This window comes from Nocardia exalbida NBRC 100660, assembly GCF_000308575.1.
Lineage (GTDB): Bacteria > Actinomycetota > Actinomycetes > Mycobacteriales > Mycobacteriaceae > Nocardia > Nocardia exalbida.
Genome location: NZ_BAFZ01000100.1, coordinates 1 through 19,018, shown reverse-complemented (window position 1 = coordinate 19,018; position 19,018 = coordinate 1). Strand labels below are relative to the sequence as shown.

The 19,018-nt window shown below is 67.7% G+C and carries 11 protein-coding genes and 1 tRNA gene; 5 read left to right on the top strand and 7 right to left on the bottom strand.

The features are described 5' to 3' along the window. Positions 1 to 82: 82 nt before the first annotated feature. Positions 83 to 153 (bottom strand) — tRNA-Gln (locus tag ON29_RS24185). 418 nt (positions 154 to 571) lie between these two features. On the opposite strand from ON29_RS24185, the gene ON29_RS24180 reads away from it, so the two are divergent. The 5 genes from ON29_RS24180 to ON29_RS24160 all read left to right on the top strand — a co-directional run bounded on the left by ON29_RS24180 (position 572) and on the right by ON29_RS24160 (position 7,416). After that, positions 572 to 1,186, top strand: coding sequence for a TetR/AcrR family transcriptional regulator (locus tag ON29_RS24180; RefSeq protein ID WP_040869782.1), 615 nt, complete (start codon positions 572 to 574; stop codon positions 1,184 to 1,186). A gap of 181 nt (positions 1,187 to 1,367) precedes the next feature. Continuing rightward, positions 1,368 to 2,015 (top strand): TetR family transcriptional regulator, encoded by a 648-nt coding sequence (locus ON29_RS24175; RefSeq protein WP_039800936.1) that lies wholly within the window; start codon positions 1,368 to 1,370, stop codon positions 2,013 to 2,015. A 469-nt stretch (positions 2,016 to 2,484) separates the two neighbouring features. Next, complete coding sequence (gene mfd / locus ON29_RS24170; RefSeq protein ID WP_040869780.1) at positions 2,485 to 6,096, top strand: transcription-repair coupling factor; 3,612 nt, start codon at positions 2,485 to 2,487, stop codon at positions 6,094 to 6,096. Positions 6,097 to 6,245: 149 nt separating this feature from the next. Then, complete coding sequence (locus tag ON29_RS24165; protein ID WP_245549093.1) at positions 6,246 to 6,887, top strand: nucleoside triphosphate pyrophosphohydrolase; 642 nt, start codon at positions 6,246 to 6,248, stop codon at positions 6,885 to 6,887. A gap of 205 nt (positions 6,888 to 7,092) precedes the next feature. Continuing rightward, positions 7,093 to 7,416: a hypothetical protein gene (locus ON29_RS24160; protein ID WP_040869779.1), complete on the top strand. Its 324-nt coding sequence runs from the start codon at positions 7,093 to 7,095 to the stop codon at positions 7,414 to 7,416. 286 nt (positions 7,417 to 7,702) lie between these two features. Here the strand turns inward: ON29_RS24160 and ON29_RS24155 are convergent, their stop codons facing one another. The 6 genes from ON29_RS24155 to ON29_RS24130 all read right to left on the bottom strand — a co-directional run bounded on the left by ON29_RS24155 (position 7,703) and on the right by ON29_RS24130 (position 18,399). Further along, positions 7,703 to 9,079 (bottom strand): aminotransferase class I/II-fold pyridoxal phosphate-dependent enzyme, encoded by a 1,377-nt coding sequence (locus ON29_RS24155; protein ID WP_040869778.1) that lies wholly within the window; start codon positions 9,077 to 9,079, stop codon positions 7,703 to 7,705. After that, positions 9,076 to 15,474 carry a type I polyketide synthase gene (locus ON29_RS24150; protein ID WP_051175549.1) on the bottom strand — a complete coding sequence of 2,133 codons (6,399 nt, stop codon included), beginning with the start codon at positions 15,472 to 15,474 and terminating at the stop codon, positions 9,076 to 9,078. Before ON29_RS24150 ends, ON29_RS24155 begins: the two co-directional genes overlap by 4 nt. Positions 15,475 to 15,545: 71 nt before the next feature. After that, positions 15,546 to 16,118 (bottom strand): GNAT family N-acetyltransferase, encoded by a 573-nt coding sequence (locus tag ON29_RS24145; RefSeq protein WP_245549092.1) that lies wholly within the window; start codon positions 16,116 to 16,118, stop codon positions 15,546 to 15,548. 557 nt (positions 16,119 to 16,675) lie between these two features. After that, positions 16,676 to 17,251: a TerD family protein gene (locus ON29_RS24140; RefSeq protein ID WP_040869776.1), complete on the bottom strand. Its 576-nt coding sequence runs from the start codon at positions 17,249 to 17,251 to the stop codon at positions 16,676 to 16,678. Positions 17,252 to 17,321: 70 nt separating this feature from the next. Further along, positions 17,322 to 17,801, bottom strand: coding sequence for a hypothetical protein (locus ON29_RS24135; protein ID WP_040869971.1), 480 nt, complete (start codon positions 17,799 to 17,801; stop codon positions 17,322 to 17,324). 142 nt (positions 17,802 to 17,943) lie between these two features. After that, a complete protein-coding gene (locus ON29_RS24130) occupies positions 17,944 to 18,399 on the bottom strand; it encodes a flavodoxin domain-containing protein (protein ID WP_040869775.1) in 456 nt (151 codons plus the stop codon). Between the last annotated feature and the right edge of the window lie 619 nt (positions 18,400 to 19,018).

Here is a 19,018-nt window from a genome sequence, read left to right as displayed (position 1 = left end):
CCTCGGCTGCCTGTCCTCGTGCGGGGCGTCGTCGTGCTTGGTCAACGATGTGCGGGCCAACGATGGTCATCGTGCTCTCGAGCTCCGCCGCCAGGACTCGAACCTGAACTATCTGAACCAAAATCAGAGGTGCTGCCATTACACCACGGCGGATCGCCACACCGGCGGTTGGCGAACACCCCCGCCGCTGTGCCATGGCACGGGATGAATCCTCGCATACTCGGCCGCCTCCCCGCGAATTGTTCTGCCCGCCTGTCCGCCTATTCCGGCCGTACCAGGGCGGAGCCGGGACGGCCGGAGACACGTCGGCGGCGGACCGGTGGGCCGGGCGGGTGGATCTCCGGCCGGTCTGGGACAGTGGTATCCGAATGTCGGTGTCGTGCGTCGGAGCCCCGGTGCGACGGCCGACTCGACACGCACGAGGGCAACTCGCCGGGCTCGCCCGCGACCCGCCCGGCATGCGACCGTCGGTCGGAGGGACCGCCGAGGCACTCACGACCGGCAACAACGCGGAGAGGGCGGAGGAGCAGGGGTGTCTTCGGGTGAGTCGCATCGAGTGTCCCGGCCGCGGATGACCGGCACGCAGCGGCGTCAGCAGCTCATCGAGATCGGGCGCGCGCTGTTCGCCGAACGCGGTTACGACGCGACCTCCATCGAGGAGATCGCGCAACGCGCCCAGGTCTCCAAACCCGTGGTGTACGAACACTTCGGCGGCAAGGAGGGGTTGTACGCGGTCGTCGTCGACCGCGAGATGTCGATGCTGCTCGACATGATCACCTCCTCGCTCACGCAGAACCGATCGCGTATCCGGCTCGAACAGGTCGCGCTGGCACTGCTGACCTACATCGAAGAACGAACCGACGGGTTTCGAATTCTGGTGCGCGATCAGCCCGCCGCGGCGGCGGAGGGCAGGTACTCCAGTTTGCTCAACGAGGCGACCAATCAGGTGGCGCACATCCTGGCCGGAGATTTCGCGCGGCGCGGATTCGACACCAGTCTGTCCACCCTCTACGCGCAGGCGCTCGTCGGCCAGGTCGCCACCGCCGCGACCTGGTGGCTCGACGAGCGCCAACCCTCGAAAGAGGTTGTGGCGGCACACTTGGTGAACCTGTGCTGGAACGGGCTGAGCCATCTGGAGGCCGAGCCGCAACTGAGTTCGGAGTGGCGCGCGAGCGCAGGTGAGTGACCCGGATTGTTAACCAGCAAATTGCGCGGCGGGTCTTGCCGAATGCTCGAATTGGCTGCCGGGCGCGCGCCTGGTGGTACGGTTCACCCATCCTTTGGGTGCTGTTCGGGCGGTAAGTCGGTCAACTTCGGGATGTCGGTCTACTTCAGGATGGCTGGTTTTGGGATGACAGGCGGATCTGATGGCTAGGCAAGCGCGCGCGGAGATCACCCGCGACTCCGTCCTGGCAGGCGCGGCCGATGTCTTTCTGCGCTTGGGATATGCGAATGCGAGCCTGAGCGAGATCATCGCGCAGTCCAATGTGACCAAGGGCGCCTTGTATTTTCACTTCGGCTCGAAGGAAGAGCTGGCGCGCGCCGTGGTCGACCAGGGCAACGAGCGACTCACCAGCTCGTGTCAGGGCTTCTTCGATCCCCGGGTGCCCGCGCTCGAAGCGTGCATCGGCATCACCTACGTCGTCGCCGATCTATCGATGAACGACCCGATGGTCGGCGCCATGCTGAAGCTGACCCACCAGATCGGCGACTACCGCGGCGCCCAAGGCGACAACATCGCCAAGAACTGGGGCGACACCTACCGGCTGCTCGCCGAGCGCGCCATCGCCCAGGGCGACCTGATCGCCGACCTGGACGCGGAGGTCATCGGCCTGCTCTGGCAGGAGATGGCCGCGGGCGTGCACATCATCGCCGTCGGCACCGAATCCATCGACCAGATGGCGGTCCGGATGGAGCGCGCGTGGTACTTCCTGCTCCCGGCCCTCGTGCCGGCGGAGAAGTTGTCCTACTTCCGCGAGTTCGCCGCCAGGCGCCTGCGCCGCTACGTGCCGTAACTTTGGCAGCGCCTGCGGCGCTGCGTGTTCGCGGCCCCTTTGTGGCTCGCGTTTGCGCGACCGCCGCTTGCTCCTTCGTCGCGTACGCGGCGGTCGCGCAAACGCGAGCCGGGCCGCGAACGGCGCATGCTCGGTCTCGCTTCGCTCGGAACCGGGAGTTGTGGTGCGCTGGGCGCGTCGGTGCGCGAGGTTTGGACGAAGTGCACGCGGCTCGGATGGTGGGGTTCGGGTCGGCCGGTGGGGGTGATTCGTTGGCCCTTCGCGACAACGCCGGTGCTCCGACCAGGTGGCCGGAGCGCAACCAGGTGATCGCCGCGTTCGCGACGGACAAGGCCGAAGGCGGTGGCTTCGGCGTACACCGGCGGTAGCCGTGAGCGCGCGTCCCCGCAGGCGCTGCAATCAGGGGACATCCGCTTAACTAGACTCGGTTGGCCGCTCGAACCGTGTCGCCTGCGCTCAGGAGTTGTCGATGTCCACCCACCGCCCACCGTTGGCGGGACTGGCCGCTGCGGCCGGTGCCGATACCTCGCTACGGACCGTCGCGGAGCTGATCGGCACCACGTCGGTCGCGTTGGTCGCGCCGTCGGCGGTGCGGCCGTTCGTCGCGGCGCGGGTGGCCGCCGAGCGGCCGCTGGTGGTGGTCACGGCCACGGGGCGCGAAGCCGACGACCTGACCGTCGAGCTGGCGGAGATGCTCGGTCCCGCGGTCGCGCAGTTCCCGTCCTGGGAGACGTTGCCGCACGAGCGGCTCTCGCCGGGCGCGGACACGGTGGGGCGCAGGCTGGAGGTGCTGCGCCGGATCGCGCACCCCGACGACCCGCATTTCCCCGCGCCACTGCGCGTGGTGGTGACCACGGTGCGATCGCTGATGCAGCCGATGGCGGGCGGTCTCGGCGACATCGAGCCGATCGTGCTGCGCGTGGGCGTCGAGCTGGACTTCGACGAATTGCTCGTGCGGCTGGTGGAATTCGCCTACACCCGGGTCGACATGGTGGGCAAGCGCGGCGAGTTCGCGGTGCGCGGCGGCATCCTCGATGTCTTCCCGCCCACCGCCGACCATCCGGTGCGTGTCGAGTTCTGGGGCGACGAGATCACCGAACTGCGGCCGTTCGCCGTCGCCGACCAGCGCTCGCTGCCGGACGTCGCGGTGGACGTCGTGGTCGCGCCGCCGTGCCGGGAGCTGCTGCTCACCGCCGAGGTGCGCGAGCGGGCCGCCGAGGTGGCCACCGCCAACTCCGCCGACGCGGCGCTGGGGGAGATGCTGGAGAAACTGGCCCAGGGCATCCCGGTCGAGGGCATGGAAGCGCTGCTGCCGGTGCTGCGACCGGGGCAGCTGCGGTTGCTCACCGAGGTGCTGCCGGAAGGCACCCACGTGCTGCTGTGCGATCCGGAGAAGATCCGCACCCGTGCCGCCGACCTGGTGCGCACCGGTGAGGAATTCCTGGAGGCGTCCTGGACGGCTGCCTCCTTCGGTGGCGCCGCGCCGCTCGGCGGCCACGGGCTCGACCTTGCCGCGTCGGCCTACCAGCCGCTGTCCGACGTCCACGCCAGCGCCGACCGGCAGGGTCTGCCCTGGTGGACGCTGAGCCCGCTCGCCTCCGGCGATTCCTCCGAGGTCGTCCTGCGGGTGCTGCCCGGCCCCACCGCGCGCGGGTCCGACGAACTGGTCGCGACCATGTTCGCCTCGTTGCGCGCCCACGTGACCACCGGCGGCAGGGCCGTGGTGGTCGTCGCAGGTCACGGCACCGCGCAGCGCGTAATGGAACGGCTGGCGGATGCCGACGTGCCCGCCGCGGCGCTGGAGACGGGCGCCGAGCCGAACGAGGGCGTGGTGGGCGTGCTGTGCGGCTCGCTGCACGACGGCCTGGTGTTCGAAGACGCCCGTTTGGTGGTGGTCGCCGAGTCCGACCTGACCGGCAACCGGGTCACCGCGCCGACCGAGGGCAAGCGGATGCCCGCGAAGCGGCGCAACCAGGTCGACCCGCTCGCGTTGAGCGCCGGTGACATGGTGGTGCACGACCAGCACGGCATCGGCAAGTTCGTCGAGATGATCGAACGCACCGTCGGGGGCGCCCGCCGCGAGTACCTGGTGATCGAGTACGCGCCGGGCAAGCGCGGCCAGCCCGGCGACCGGCTGTTCGTGCCGATGGAGTCGCTCGATCAGCTCTCCCGCTACGTCGGCGGCGAGATGCCCAGCCTGTCCAAGCTCGGCGGCTCGGACTGGGCGAACACGAAACGCAAGGCGCGCAAGGCCGTTCGCGAGATCGCGGGCGAACTCGTGCAGCTGTACGCGGCCCGTCAGGCCGCGCCGGGCCACGCCTTCGGGGCCGACACGCCGTGGCAGAAGGAGATGGAGGACGCGTTCGCGTTCACCGAGACCGTCGACCAGATGACCGCCATCGCCGAGGTGAAGGCGGATATGGAGAAGCCGGTCCCGATGGACCGCGTGGTCTGCGGCGACGTCGGCTACGGCAAGACCGAGATCGCGGTGCGCGCGGCGTTCAAGGCGGTGCAGGACGGCAAACAAGTCGTCGTGCTGGTGCCGACCACACTGCTCGCCCAACAGCATCTACAGACGTTCGCCGAGCGTGTCGCGGGTTTCCCGATCACCGTGAAGGGCCTGTCCCGCTTCACCGATCCGCCCGAGGCCCGCGCCGTGCTGGAGGGAATGGCCGACGGCAGCGTCGACATCGTGGTGGGCACCCACCGGCTGCTACAGACCGGCGTGCGCTGGAAGGACCTCGGCCTCGTCGTGGTCGACGAGGAGCAGCGGTTCGGTGTCGAGCACAAGGAGCACATCAAGGCGCTGCGCACGCATGTCGACGTGCTCACCATGTCGGCGACCCCGATCCCGCGCACCCTGGAGATGAGCCTGGCCGGGATCCGCGAGATGTCGACCATTCTCACCCCGCCGGAGGAACGCCACCCGGTGCTCACCTACGTGGGCGGATATAACGACAAGCAGGTCACCGCCGCGATCCGCCGCGAACTGCTGCGCGACGGGCAGGTCTTCTATGTGCACAACCGGGTGTCGTCGATCGACAAGGCCGCCAAGCGGATTCGTGATCTCGTGCCGGAGGCGCGGGTGGCGGTCGCGCACGGCCAGATGAACGAGGACGCGCTGGAGTCCACCGTGCAGGGTTTCTGGCAGCGCGAATACGACGTGCTGGTGTGCACCACGATCATCGAGACCGGCCTGGACATCTCCAACGCCAACACGCTGATCGTGGAACGCGCCGACGCGCTGGGCCTTTCGCAGTTGCACCAGTTGCGCGGCCGGGTCGGGCGCAGCCGGGAACGCGGCTACGCCTACTTCCTGTACCCGCCGGAGAAGCCGCTCACCGAGACGGCCTACGACCGGCTGGCCACCATCTCGCAGAACTCCGACCTCGGCGCGGGCATGGCGGTCGCGATGAAGGACCTGGAGATCCGCGGCGCGGGCAACGTGCTCGGCGCCGAGCAGTCCGGTCACGTCGCGGGCGTCGGCTTCGATCTCTATGTGCGGCTGGTCGGCGAGGCCGTCGAGGCGTACCGCGCCGCCGCCGACGGCAAGCCGATCATCACCGAGGAGGTCAAGGAGGTGCGCATCGACCTGCCAGTGGACGCGCACATCCCGCCCGACTACATCGCCAGCGACCGGCTGCGCCTGGAGGCGTACCGCAAACTGGCCGCGGCGCAAGAGGATTCGGCGCTCGCGCTGGTCGTGGACGAACTCGTCGACCGTTACGGCCCGCTGCCGGTGGAGGTCGGGCGCCTGGTGTCGGTGGCCAAGTTGCGGCTGCTCGCCCGCGAGTACGAGGTCACCGAGATCGCGGTCACCGGGACGACGTTGAAGATCTCGCCCCTGCATCTGTCCGATTCCAAGCAGATGCGGCTCAAGCGGCTCTACCCGAGCGCGGGATACCGCGCCGCGTCCGGAGTGGTGCAGCTTCCGTTGCCGCGTGTCGAGGACAGTGTCGGGGCTGAGCGCGTCCGAGATGTGGTGCTGCTGCAATTCGTCGCCGATCTGCTGCTGGCGATGGACGGGAAGGCGCAAGGGGCGGTCGATCTCACCGTCGCCGCCGAGATGGCGCCGCGATGAGTTCGACGGGTCGCGACGAGTCCGTCCTTCGGGCCGCCCGGCATCGTGCCGCCGCGGGCGTGCCGGCCGGTAGCGCGCCGAACGGCGACTCGCTGCCGCCAACGGACACGGCGGTGGTCGCGGCGGGGCTGGCCGGTGCGGTCGAGGTGATGGACCGCCTCTGGCATTTCGGTGGGTGGGAGGTCACCCAGACCCATGATTCCCTGCGTCCCTATCTGCTCGAGGAGACCTACGAGCTGCTCGACGCCATCCAGCACAGCGATGCCGAGACGATCAAGGAAGAACTCGGCGACCTGCTGTTGCAAGTGCTGTTCCATTCCCGGATCGCCGAGGCAGCGGGGGAATTCACGGTCGACGACGTCGCCGCCGCCCTGGTCGCCAAGCTGGTCAACCGCAGCCCGCACCTGGCCGACGCCCCGATCGATCCGTCCGCGTCGGTAGCGGAGAAGATCGCCGCGCAGGAACGCGCCTGGGAGGAGCGCAAATCCGCCGAGAAGTCCCGCCGCTCCTGCCTGGACGGCATCGCCATGGCCCAGCCCGCCCTGGCACTCGCCGAGAAGGTCGTCTCCCGCAGCATCAAGGCCGGTCTCCCGTCCGATCTCGTCCCCGAAGCGCTGCGGGTGGTGCGTCTCGGTGGTCCGGAAAGCGCCGAGGAACGTCTCCGCAAAGCGACGCTGACGTTCGCCGCCGCTATCCGTGCGACGGAGGACGCGGCGGAAAAGAAGCGCGGCGAACGCCTCCCGCTGACCGCCGAGGATTGGCGTGTTTTCTGGCCGGAGGAAAACGAGTAGGCCGCCGGGCTTCGGGCGCGGAGTCGGTGACCAACCTGATGACCTGCGCCTTTTCATCAGTCGGCGCAGTTGCACCACAAGTAGATCCGCAGCCTGCACCCAGTGGACGGCCCGGGCGATCCGGTCGCGGAGAAGATCGCCGCGCAGGAACGCGTCTGGGAGCAACGCAAATCCGCCGGTCGTCGGAATCAGGGACACTGAGACAATGCCGTACCCCGAGCTGAGCGCACGACCACGATGGCAATCGACCGGGAACGGCAGGTTTCCCGTCGCCGCCCACGTCGACGGCCAGTGGTGGGCCTTGCGGATGAACGGTTTTCCCGATCATCCGCTGTGGACACTGTTCATCGACGGCGCACCGCGTTTCGGCCTCGACGACCCCCCGGCCACCTGGGGTCGGCCGAGCGCCCGATCTCTACCGCCGCTCGAGCCCGACACAGCCGAACAGATCTTGGAGCGCGTCAAGGACTTCATGGCCTACGGCAGTGAAGTAGGAAACCCCTGCGACGACCCGGTCTGCTGCGGTTGACGGATGTGCGCATGGACATCCAAGGGCCCACGATTCCGGTGATCAGCCGGTCCGGAAGAGCGGAAAGTGCCGCGTGGCGTGAGGATCGACCATCCCGAGATCCTGCGATGGGATCGCGCAACCATCCGCGCGGCGGAAGGCGCCGGCCGAGGAAAATCGCGGCCGGCGCCTTCCGATCACAGTCGGCGATCGGCGCGAATTCTGGTCGGAACGAACCCGGCTTCGGAGAGCCCGGGTTCGCCGATGCGCGGCGTCGGCAGGCCGCTGACTGCTTGGCCCGTGCGGATCATCTGTCGATTGTGCTGTCCGGGATCTGCTCGGCTCGGGCGATCGTTTCGGTGAGCAGATCCACCGTTCTGTTCAGTTGCTCCTCGGTGTGCTCGGAAGTGATGAAGAAGCGGAGGCGTTCCTGTCCGGCCGGGACGGCGGGGGAGGAGATCAGGCCCGAGTAGACGCCGTTCTCCAGCAAGGTGGAGGAGACGTACCCGGCGCGGATCTCGCCGGGAACGATGACGGGCACGATCGGCGTGCCATGGGAGACACCCAGATTCACGCCGCGTTCGGACAGCGCACCGTGGAACAGGGCGGCATTCGCCCACAGGCGGGTCAAGCGTTCCGGCTCCTGCTCGAGCACGTCGAGTGCCGCGAGTGCGGCGCCGATCGCCGCGGGCGCGGGTGCGCCGGTGAGCATGGCGACGCCCGGCGCGGACGACTTCATCGCGCCGATGAGATCCGCGTCGGCCGCGACGAATCCGCCGGTGCTACCCAACGCTTTGGACAACGTCGCCATCCAAATGTCCACGGCGTCACCAGGCAGACCGTAGTGCTCGCGGATGCCGTGCCCCTTGGCGCCGAAGACTCCGAAGGAGTGGGCCTCGTCGACCATCACCGCGCAGTCGTACTCCCGCGCGATGGCGGCCAATTCCTCGATGCGGCCGACGGTGCCGTCCATGCTGTAGTGGCCCTCGAGCACCACCAGCGCACGATCGAAGCCGCTGCGCGAGGTACGCAGCACGGACCGCAGCGACTCGGGGTCGTTGTGCCGGAAATTGATGCGTCGCGCACCGGACCACTGAACGCCGGAGATGACGCTGCCGTGTATGAGCGAGTCGCAGACCGCGACATCACCCTCACCGAGCAGAAAGCCGATCACACCGGCATTGGTGAGGTAACCGCTGGTGGTCACCATGGCGTCGCCGACACCGTAGATGTCGGCGAGGCGGCGTTCCAACTCTTCGTAGAGCGGGATCTCACCGGCGACGATGCGGCTGGCCGACGCCGAGGCCCCGAACTGATCCAGGGCCTTCTTCGCGCCGTCGACCACGCGCGGATGGTTGGCCAGGCCGAGGTAGTTGTAGGCGCTGAAGTTCACCAGATCCATGCCCGCCAGCCGCGGCTCCATGACGTGGATAACCGTGTCGTTGGGTCCTGTCCGAGGCAGGAACAACGGGTTCACCAGCTGGGTCTGCTCATACAGTGACGCGATCATCACTCGTTTCTGTACGGCTGCCGCCACGTCCGGATGATCGGCGAACTGGCGGCCGGGCCCGCGGCGTTGCCGCGACCGCGTCACCGGTCGCACCGGCGGCGCAGTCGCCGCGGGGCTGCCGGAACTGTTATTCGCCAGTAGTTTTCGCGCCAAGTCGCGCGCCGACTCGGTCATGCCTGCACCGTCGCCGCGCCGATCGGTGCCCCATGTGAGCCGACGCCTTGGACGATCGCCTCCGCGGCCTTGGCGCCGGCCTGCTCCAGACTGAACGACCGTCCGAGCTTCAGGGAGATCAGTTCGACACCCAGGGATTGCGTGACGAGCGAACCGAATTCCACCGCCATGAGCGAGTCCAGGCCCAGTTCCGGCAAGGGCAGGGTCAGGTCGATCGATTCAGCGGACACTCCCATCACCGACGCCAGCTGCTCGGCCAGCATGTGCGCGACCACCTCGTTGCGTTTGGCCTCGTCGAGGGCGGCGAGCTCGGTACGAAGGCGGCTGGCGGCGGAATCGTTCTGTGCCGCCGCCGCGATCATGGACTCGATCCGGCCGGTCAGGGCCAGCTGCGGTCCGGTGGCGGCGACCCGGGTCCAGTTGATCGGGAAGATGTCGACTCTCGTGACGCCGAGTCGCAATGCCTCCTCCAGATATTCCGGTCCCTCGTCCATTTCGATCGTGTCGAAACCCGTATTGACCAGGTAGCGCGCGAGATTCTCGTCGGCCGCCGCCATACCGGCTCCGGCCATATGGCCCCAGCCCACCGCCAGCGCGTTGACTCCCTCGCGGGCGAGGGCTTGCGCATACGCGTTCACCGCGATATTGGCCGCGGTGTAGGAGTAGTGGCCGATCCCGCCGAAGATGGCACTACCCGAGGAGAACAGGACGAACTGGTCGAGCTGTGCACCGGCCGCGACGACTCCGGCGTACAGGGCTCGCGCGCCGTCGAGCTTGGGCAGGAAAACCTTGGCCAGGCTGTTGCGATCCATCGCGTGGATCCGCTTGTCGTCTACCGCGCCCGCCGTGTGGAAGATGCCCTTGAGCGGATGCTCGGCCCGGTGCGCCCGCGCTATCACAGCACCGACGGCCTCCGGGTCGGTCACATCGACCAGCTCTGTGGTCACTTCGACACCCTGCTGCTCCCAGACGGCCAGTTGTTTCCTGGCCTCCTCGGTGGTCGCGCCGCCGCGTCCGAGCAGGGTCAGGCGCCGAACGCCCTTGCCGACCAGCCAGCGGCCGATCGCCAGCCCGAACCCGCCGAAACCTCCGGTGATCAGGTACTGCGCGTCGGAGTGGAACACGACATCGGGAATGCGCGGACGCACCCGTGGCGCCTGTTCGTCCATGCGCAACACGACGCGGCCGATCCGCGTGGATCGCGCCACTTCCTCGAACGCCTGGGCCACCTCGGCAGTGCCGAACGTGTCGAAGGGCAGCGGCCGATAGGTGCCGTCGTTGAGCCTTCCGTTGACGGCTTTGACGAAATCGAAGACCTTGTGCTGCCGCAGCTTCATCATCCGGTCCAGGTCGAACGAGGAGTACGTCACGTTCTTGTCGAAGTGCCGCAGCTCGAGCACGCCGCCGAAGTAGATGTCCGCCTTGCCGACCTCGATGATGCGCCCGAACTCCGCGACCGCGGCGAAGTTCTGCACCACGATCTCGCCGGGCGCGGAGCTGATCACCACATCCGCGCCGCGACCGCCGGTGAGTTCGAGGACGTCGTCGACGAAGTTCAGCGACCGCGAGTGCAGCGCGTGGTCCGCACCTTGTTCCAGCACGTAAGCACGACGCTCGGCGGTGCTGGCGGTGCCGATCACCGTGGCGCCGTGGAGTTTCGCGATCTGCACTGCCGCCGAACCGACACCGCCGGCCGCGCCGTGCACGAGCACCGTCTCACCGGGCTGTAGCCGGGCCAGCTCCAGCAACGCGTACTCGGCGGCGACGAACGAGGTCGAACTGCTGCATCGGCCGGGTTCGAAGCCGTCGCCGACGCGCCAGACCAGATCCGCGCTCAGGGTGTTGAATCGGCCGATCATCCCCTTGCACGCCAAACTGACCTGGTCACCGATCTCGAATCCGGTGACACCAGGGCCGACGCGGACGACGGTCCCGTCACCCTCCATGCCCGGCGCGGTGCCGAAGAAGGTGTCGCCGAGTTCGCGATCACCGAGCAGTCCGATGACCCGCAGCGAGTCCTTGTAGTTGAGGCCGATGGCCGCCATGCGCACCTCGACTTCACCCGGACCGGGCTCCCGCCGCTCGCTACGCCGCCAGCCCAGCCGCGAGAAGGTCTTGGTCCTGGGGATCTCCAGCCGGAAATCGGCTTCCGGATCGGTCAGCGGCTCGGCCTCGTCCAGGGCGTCCAGGCGATCCTGCAACGTCCGGCTCACCACGGTGGTCCAGCGCAACCCGTTGCGCAGGAACACCTCGTCGGCGCGGTCGAAGACGAAGGCTCCCGGAATGGTCAGTTCCGCGCGCAGATCCGCATCGGCGACGTCGGCTTCGACGTCGATCAGCCGCCACCGCAGCCGGGTCTGCTCATTGAGCAGCGCACGACGGGCACCGGCCAGTGCGGCATGGCTCGGATTCGGCGCGGCATCGCCCTCCGGGTGGGTGTAGGCGCGCTCGGTGACCAGGGAGGCGTAGAAGGTGTCGTCACCGAGGACATCCCGGTCGGAACCTTGTTCTACCAGCCAGCTATCGAGGAAGTCCTGCGCGGTCGAGTCGAGGAACTGTTGCGCGGCCAGGGCAACCCGCCGCAGTGTCCAGAGGTTGTCCATATCGTCGTAGCTCGACCCGGCGACCACCACCAGGTGCAGGCGGCCGACGCCCGGCTGCGTCCGAGCGGCCCGAAGCCGTTCGGTCACCACCGTTTCCAAATCGTCACGGGACGGGTCACCCGTGACGATCAGGGGCGAAACCTCGCCCGGTACAGCAGGAGCGGTGATGCGGACGATATGCTCGGCCCGCTCCGTCGCCGCGCGGTCCATCGCGACGACCACGGTGAACAGGTCGTCCGTCGCAGGCAGTGCGGCGCGGTCGATCCGATCGCGCATCTCCCAGCGGTCCTCGTAGAAGAAGTCGATCATCCGCTGCATCGGGCCGGGTCGCGGCGCGATCGATCCGAACCTCATCCCGACGATCTGCATGCGCAGGTTGTGGTCGGCGTCGAGCAGGTCGATGTCCGCCGTCGGCTCGTCCGTCGTGTCCAGCCGAGCCACCACGGTGACCTCCTCGGGCAGCGAAGCGAACAATCGCACCGCACCGACCGCGACCGGGACCATCGCGCCGTCCTGCTTGCTGCCCGCGCCCGCGAGCAGTGCGGCCACGCTCTGCAACGCCGCATCGACGACCGCCGGGTGCGCTGGATGCCCCGCCTTGCGGGCGATGGTGCCATCCAGGGTGCCGACGACCGTGGAGCCGGAGATCCGAATCGAGGTCGCGCGGCGGAATGTGGGCCCGTAATCGAGTCCGTGCGCCGCGAGGCCGGTGTAGAAGTCGACGGGATCGACCTCGAGCATGGAATCGTCATCGGGCACGTCGATCTTGGCCGGTTCGTACACGCCCTCCACGAGCCGTCCGACGGCATTGATCGTCCACACCGAACCCGCTACGCCGCGCGAGCGAATGGTGAAGCGCCGGGTCGACTCCTCGAGGTCGAACTCCATGATCGGCGTCTCGCCCTCGTCGATCACCAGTGGTGCGACGAAACGTACGTCTTCGACCGCCACGGACGCCGACTCGGTCCGCAGCGCCGCGGCGCTGAGCGCGGCATCCAGATAGGCCGAACCGGGCAGGATCCGCGAGCCGCCCACGACATGGTCGGCCAGCCACGGCAGCGATTCGATGCCCAGCTCGACCCGCCAGGTCGAGGCGTCGTCCGGATCCTGATCGCCCAGCATCGGATAGGCGTCGGGAGTGCCGTGCCGCTTGCGCTGGTATGCCGGGATGTCGTTGCGCAGATGGGTCCGCTGCCACGGGTAGGCAGGCAGATCGATATGCCGTGTGGGGGAGGCCGAATCGGCGAACAGCGCGTCGATATCGAGGGCTCCGGCGTTGTACAGTCCCGCGATGGTCTGCCTGATGCTGTCGGCATCGGACTGCTTGCGGTTGAGCGTCGCGACGGACGCTCCGGTCTCGCCCGCGGCGATGAGGATTTCGCGGATATTGGCGCCGAGTACCGGATGTGGGCCGACTTCGAGGAACACCCGGCTGCCCGCGCGCACGAGTTCGGTGATCGCGTCGTGGAAGCGAACCGCCTGCCGGACGTTTCCGCACCAGTACTCGGCATCCCAATCCGGTTCGGTGACGCGCGCACCGGTGACGGTGGAGAACAGCGGGATGCGCGGCGGTCGCAGCTCCAGTTCGCTCAGTACGGAGCGCAGCTCGTCCAGGATGGGGTCCATCAGGTGGCTGTGGTACGGCACCTCGACCTGTAGTCGGCGGGCGAAAACACCCTGTTCGGTGAGTGCTTCCGCGATTTCGTCCAGGCGGAGGGCGTCACCGGCGAGCGTGACGGCCGACGGACTGTTGACGGCCGCGACATCCACCCGTCCATCGCCCGCGATCAGTTCCCGCACGTCGGCGAGCGCCAGGCCGACCGCGAGCATCCCGCCGGATCCGGCGGTCGTGGCCTGTAGCCGGGCGCGGTGATAGCTGACCAGCAGGGCGTCGCGCAGCGACAGCATGCCGGTCACGTAGGCGGCCGACACCTCGCCGACGCTGTGACCGACGATCGCCGCGGGCTTGATGCCGAGCTCGTCCAGCATGGCGTACAGGGAGACCTGAACGAGGAAATTCGCGGGCTGCGCCACAGCGGTCGTCGTCACGCGCGACTCTTCCTCGGGCCGCAGCAGTTCCTCGACGATCGACCAGCCCGCGATCTCCCGGAACACCGCGTCGATGCGCTCGGCCTCCGCGGCGAAACTGCCACCGTTCTGCAACAGTTCACGACCCATCGCCCACCATTGCGGACCCATACCGGTGAACACGAATACCGGTTCGGGCACGTTGCGAGCGACGGTCCGGCTCACCCGTCCCGCGCCGCCCGCGAATTCGATCAATGAGCGAACCAATTCGGTGTCGTCGCCGAAGGGTATCCCGGCGCGAAGCAGATGGTGATTGCGGCGGGTCCAGGCGGCCTCGGCGAGGCGGCCCGGATCGGCGCCATCGGCAACGCGCTCGGCGAAACCCCGCGCCAGATCCCGTGCGGCCTGCTCGCTGCGCGCTGAGATCGGCAGCACCCCGAAATGTTTCGGCTGACGTTCCGCCGCGATCGAAGGCCGATATTCCTGCAGGATCGCGTGCGCGTTGGTGCCGCCGTAGCCGAATCCGTTGACCGCGACGGTCATCCGCTCGACCTCCGGGCCGACTTCCTCGGCCTCCAACTGCAACCGGAGCCCGAGTTCGTCGAAGGGGATGTCCGGATTCGGCGTTTCCAGCCAACCCTGCGGTGCGATGGTCCGTTTGGACACGGCCAGCGCCGACTTGATGACACTCGCGATACCGGACGCGGCCTCGGTGTGGCCGAGCTGGGCCTTGACCGAGCCGACACCCAGCGGTGTGGTGCGGCCCTCGACGGCGCCATACGCACGGCCGATCGCCCGTAGCTCCAGGGGATCTCCGACCGGGGTTCCGGTGCCGTGTGCCTCCACGTAGGTGACCTCGTGCGGCCGGATGCCCGCGCGGCGGGTCACCATCTTCGCCAGCGCCTCCTGCGAGTCGGCGTTGGGTACCGTGATCGCCGTGGTGCGGCCGTCCTGGTTGGATCCCGTCGCCTTGATCACCGCGTAGACCCGATCACCATCGCGTTCGGCGTCGGCCAGCTTCTTCAGCACCACCATCCCGGCGCCCTCACCACGACCGTAACCGTCGGCGGCGGCGTCGAAAGGCTTGCTGCGGCCGTCGGCGGCGAGGAAGCCGCCCTTGCACATGGAGACGAACGGCTCGGGCTCGGCCAGCACGGTCACCCCACCCGCGACGGCGACCTCGCAGTCGCCGTTGTCCAGGGCTTGGCAGGCCAGGTGTACCGCGACCAGCGATGACGAGCACGCGGTGTCCACGGTGATGGCGGGGCCGACCAGGTTGAGCGCGTACGCGATCCGGTTCGAGATCATCGTGTAGGAGGCGCCGGCCGCGGTATGCATGTCGACGAACGGCAGCGCCGGGCCGCCGACCGAAACGCCCAGCTGGTCCATGGTGAACGCGCCGGCGTACACGCCCAGCGGGGCGCCGCTGACCCGTCCTGCGATACCGGCGTCGTCGAAGGCCTCCCAGGTGACCTCCAGCACGAGGCGCTGCTGCGGGTCCATCGCCGCCGCCTCGCGCGGTGAGATGCCGAAGAAGTCCGGGTCGAACGCCCACGGGTCACCGGTCATGAAAGCCGCTCGCTTGGTGTACATCCGGCCCGGTGTCCTGCGATCCGGGTCGTAGAAGCGCCGGTAATCCCAACGGCTCTCCGGGATATCCATGACACCGTCGCCTTTTCCGACGATGAATTCCCAGAAGGATTCGGGGGAATCGATACCTCCGGCGTACCTGCAGCCGATACCGATAATTGCAATGTCGGACACAACACTCCCTGGATCGAACTCGAAAATTTCCCCGACGAGAATGGGAATTTGAATCGCGCTGCCGGTCCCGGCTACGCGCCGTCGTTGCGCGGCGGCCGACGAGCCACCACGTTCATTTCCGGACCATTTTTGCCCAGCACCGTCTTGGCCACCGGTTCGAGGCCGAAGGCACGGTAGTAGTCGACATTGGCGTCCTTGCAGAGTCCGTACAGCAGAACCGATTGCGCGTCGGCCTTGGCCACGAGTGAGCCGAACAGCGCGCGCCCGATACCGCTGCGCTGCACCCCGGGGTCACACCCGAGGTACACACAGCAGAGATTCGGCTCGGCGGGCGCCGCCCGCTCGATGGTGGTGTCCACGACGACTCCGCGTCGCGTCGCGGTGCCCATCGCGAACAGCAGCTGAACCCCCGAGACGAGTTCGCGCCAGAAATCTTTCCGGTATCCGGCCGGATACCAAAGCAGCACTCCGGCTACCTTGTCGTCGACGATGGCAACCTCAGCGCCGCCCGCGGGCAGGAATCGGTACTCGATCATCAGCCGCAGCATCCGCGCAGCACGACGATGACGCACTCGCTCGTCCGGGAAGACGAAGTCCTCGATCGGATCGTCATGGGCGAAGGCGGCACTGAGTACGCGCACCATTTCGGTCACATCATCACGCGTCGCCGGACGCACGACCGGTCCGTTCGCCTGCTTCAAAACTGTTGTCCCTCATGGCATATCGGTCATCTACGGACTGCGCGGCAGCACTGTGAAAGAAGCTACCGATCAGTAGACTACATGAATCCGCGCGCAGTACTACCTGCCGGTAGTATGCAATATGTAACGCGTTCCAATGTTGTCCCCTGCGGCAGTCTTGAGCGGTTGGGCGCCACTCTGCAAATCTCTGGCTTACCATTCGTGGGAGTACCGGGACCGGCAGTGGGCCTCGAATTGGACATTTCAGGCCAAAGCAAAGTGCTATCAGTCGACATGGTCGCGGCGATAATGCCGTCGATATCGGAAACGGCAACGCACGCCATCGGCATGAGTGAGTGTCCGTCGCGGGCGTCCGGCGGATGCGCAGCGTCAGCACCTCGTCGTATCAGCGCCCCGCGAGAACGCGACAGATCGGCTCGCGCGCACGAGTCTCCACGAACGGTGCTATGCGCACCGTCGAGCGGAAGACCCGGCGCGGCGGCCGTGGAAGGAGAACGCGGTCAGACGTTGACGCCGTAGTCGCGGGCGATGCCCGCCAGGCCGGAGGCGTAGCCCTGGCCGATGGCGCGGAACTTCCACTCGTTGTTGTGGCGGTACAGCTCGCCGAAGATCATGGCCGTCTCGGTGGACGCGTCCTCGGTGAGGTCGTAGCGAGCCAGTTCGACGCCCGTGCCCGCGTCGACCACGCGGATGAAGGCGTTGCGGATCTGGCCGAACGACTGGCCGCGGGCGTCGGCGTCGTGGATGGACACCGGGAAGAAGATGTTGGTGATCTCCGGCGGGGCGGCGGTGAGGTCGACGTTGATCACCTCGTCGTCGCCTTCGCCCGCGCCGGTGAGGTTGTCGCCGGTGTGCTCGATGGACCCATCGGGCGAACGCAGGTTGTTGTAGAAGATGAAATGCTGATCGGACAGCACTTTCAGATTCGGTCCGCAGGCCAGCGCGCTGGCGTCGAGGTCGTAGTCGGCGCCGGTGGTGGTGCGTACGTCCCAGCCGAGCCCCACCGACACTTTGGTGAGATTCGCCGCCTGCTTCGACAGCGAGACGTTGCCGCCTTTGGCCAGAGTGACGCTCATGATCCCCTTCCGCGCGGCACGGCCGGTGCCGCCTTCTCTCTGCTCCCGGAAACGTCGGGCTGCTTCGGTTCTAGTGGTCGGCCCAGGATCGCAGTGTGCTCACCCGGTCCTTCAGCGCGCGCAGTTCGCTCTCGTCGTCGAGCACCGTGCGCTGGATGCCTTGCACGACCGCGAAGGCCGACTGGCGGTGGTCGTCGATCACGTCGACGTCGATGCGGACGGCGACGTAGTCGTCGGCGCCGGGCATCTGCTCGGCGACCACGTGCGCGGTGCCCCGGGCGCACATCGCCACGTTGCCCCCGCCGAGGATCAGCAGCGCCACCTCGGGATGGTCGCGCAGCCGGGCCAGCGAGCCGCGATCGTACTTGAGGCTGAGCAGGATTCGCCGGTCACCGGCCCGCACCGGCCAGGACACCGGAATCGCATGCGGCGCGGGGTCGGTCGTCACCAGCACGCCGATCGTTTCCAGGGGCCATTCCGGGAGCACGTCCAGCTCGGGATGATCTGTCGAGTTGTGCTGACGTTGGGCGGGGCTCGCTCCGGCTGCCATCTTCGTCACCTCATGGATCGTCGAGCGCGGCGGGCTGTGCCGCGCTTGATAGCAGTCTAAGGTGCTGTGCCCCTTGCGCGCTGGCGCTGGGCGCTTTGTCCGGACCTCACTTCGGTGACCCGCGGCCGGTGCGCGGCGCCGGTCAGGCCGAGAGCAGCGCGGGAATGTCGAGCGCGGCGGCCCATCGCCGAGCCATGTCCCGGACGCGGATCTCGGTCGAGGCGTCGTGCCGCGCGTGTTCGCCCAACTGGACGGCACCGCGGGCGATGAGCTTCTCGGCGATGATCTCGCCGCCGCGGTTGAATGTATCGCCGTAGACGGTGTCACCGAGTCCGAACACGGCGAACCGCAGCCCGCTCAATTCCGGCGCGAGGCGGTCGAGCGCGTCGGCGAAGGGCTCGGCGCCGGTCGGCAGGTCGCCGTCGCCGTAGGTCGAGCACACGACGACGTGGAAGTCGCGGACGTCCAGATCCTCGACGTCGAAGTCCGCCATATCGTGCACCGAGACCTCGTGCGCCCCGCGCAGTTCCTCGGCGATGCTGTCCGCCGCGGACTCCGCGGTACCCATCTCGGTTCCGAACAGGATGACGACACGCACCGGCGCGACCCTTTCTCCAGCGTGATTATGGTGAGGCTACCCTAACTATAGCCGAAGATGCGCTGCGGCTTCCACGGATGGGCGTCACCGGCGACGGCGGTCGAACACACGCGGTCCAGCTGCAACGATTGACGGAATCCCCAGCGCGTTGCATCATTCGTAAGGGTGCCCGGTGTTTTCTGGGCTGACCACTTTTTCGCCGGCCGATGACCGTCCGGCTGCGCGGTTGCCACCCGTGCCCTTCGAGTTCTCGCACGAGTGCAGCGCTTCCATCCATGACGCTTCGCGCGTCCGGCCGTGAGTGAGGTGAATACGAAATGGTCTACCAGTCGTCTGCATTCCAGGTGATCAATTCGCGCGCCCGCTTCGGCTCCCTTCCCCACTTCTGAATGTCACCGCGCCGGGCGCGGTCTTCTCTCGCCGATGTCTCGCATCGGCGGACTCGCGGCTCGGCGCGGTGCCCCGGACGTATCGAAACCGGTGGATCGACGGATGTGGAGACAGTCATGGTGGACAGGGGAACAGTGGATTCGGGGGCAGTGGAAATGGTGACGCGGCTCATGGCGAGCAACTTCGCCGTGTCGGCCGCGACGATCGCGGATCTCGGGTATCTGCGCGC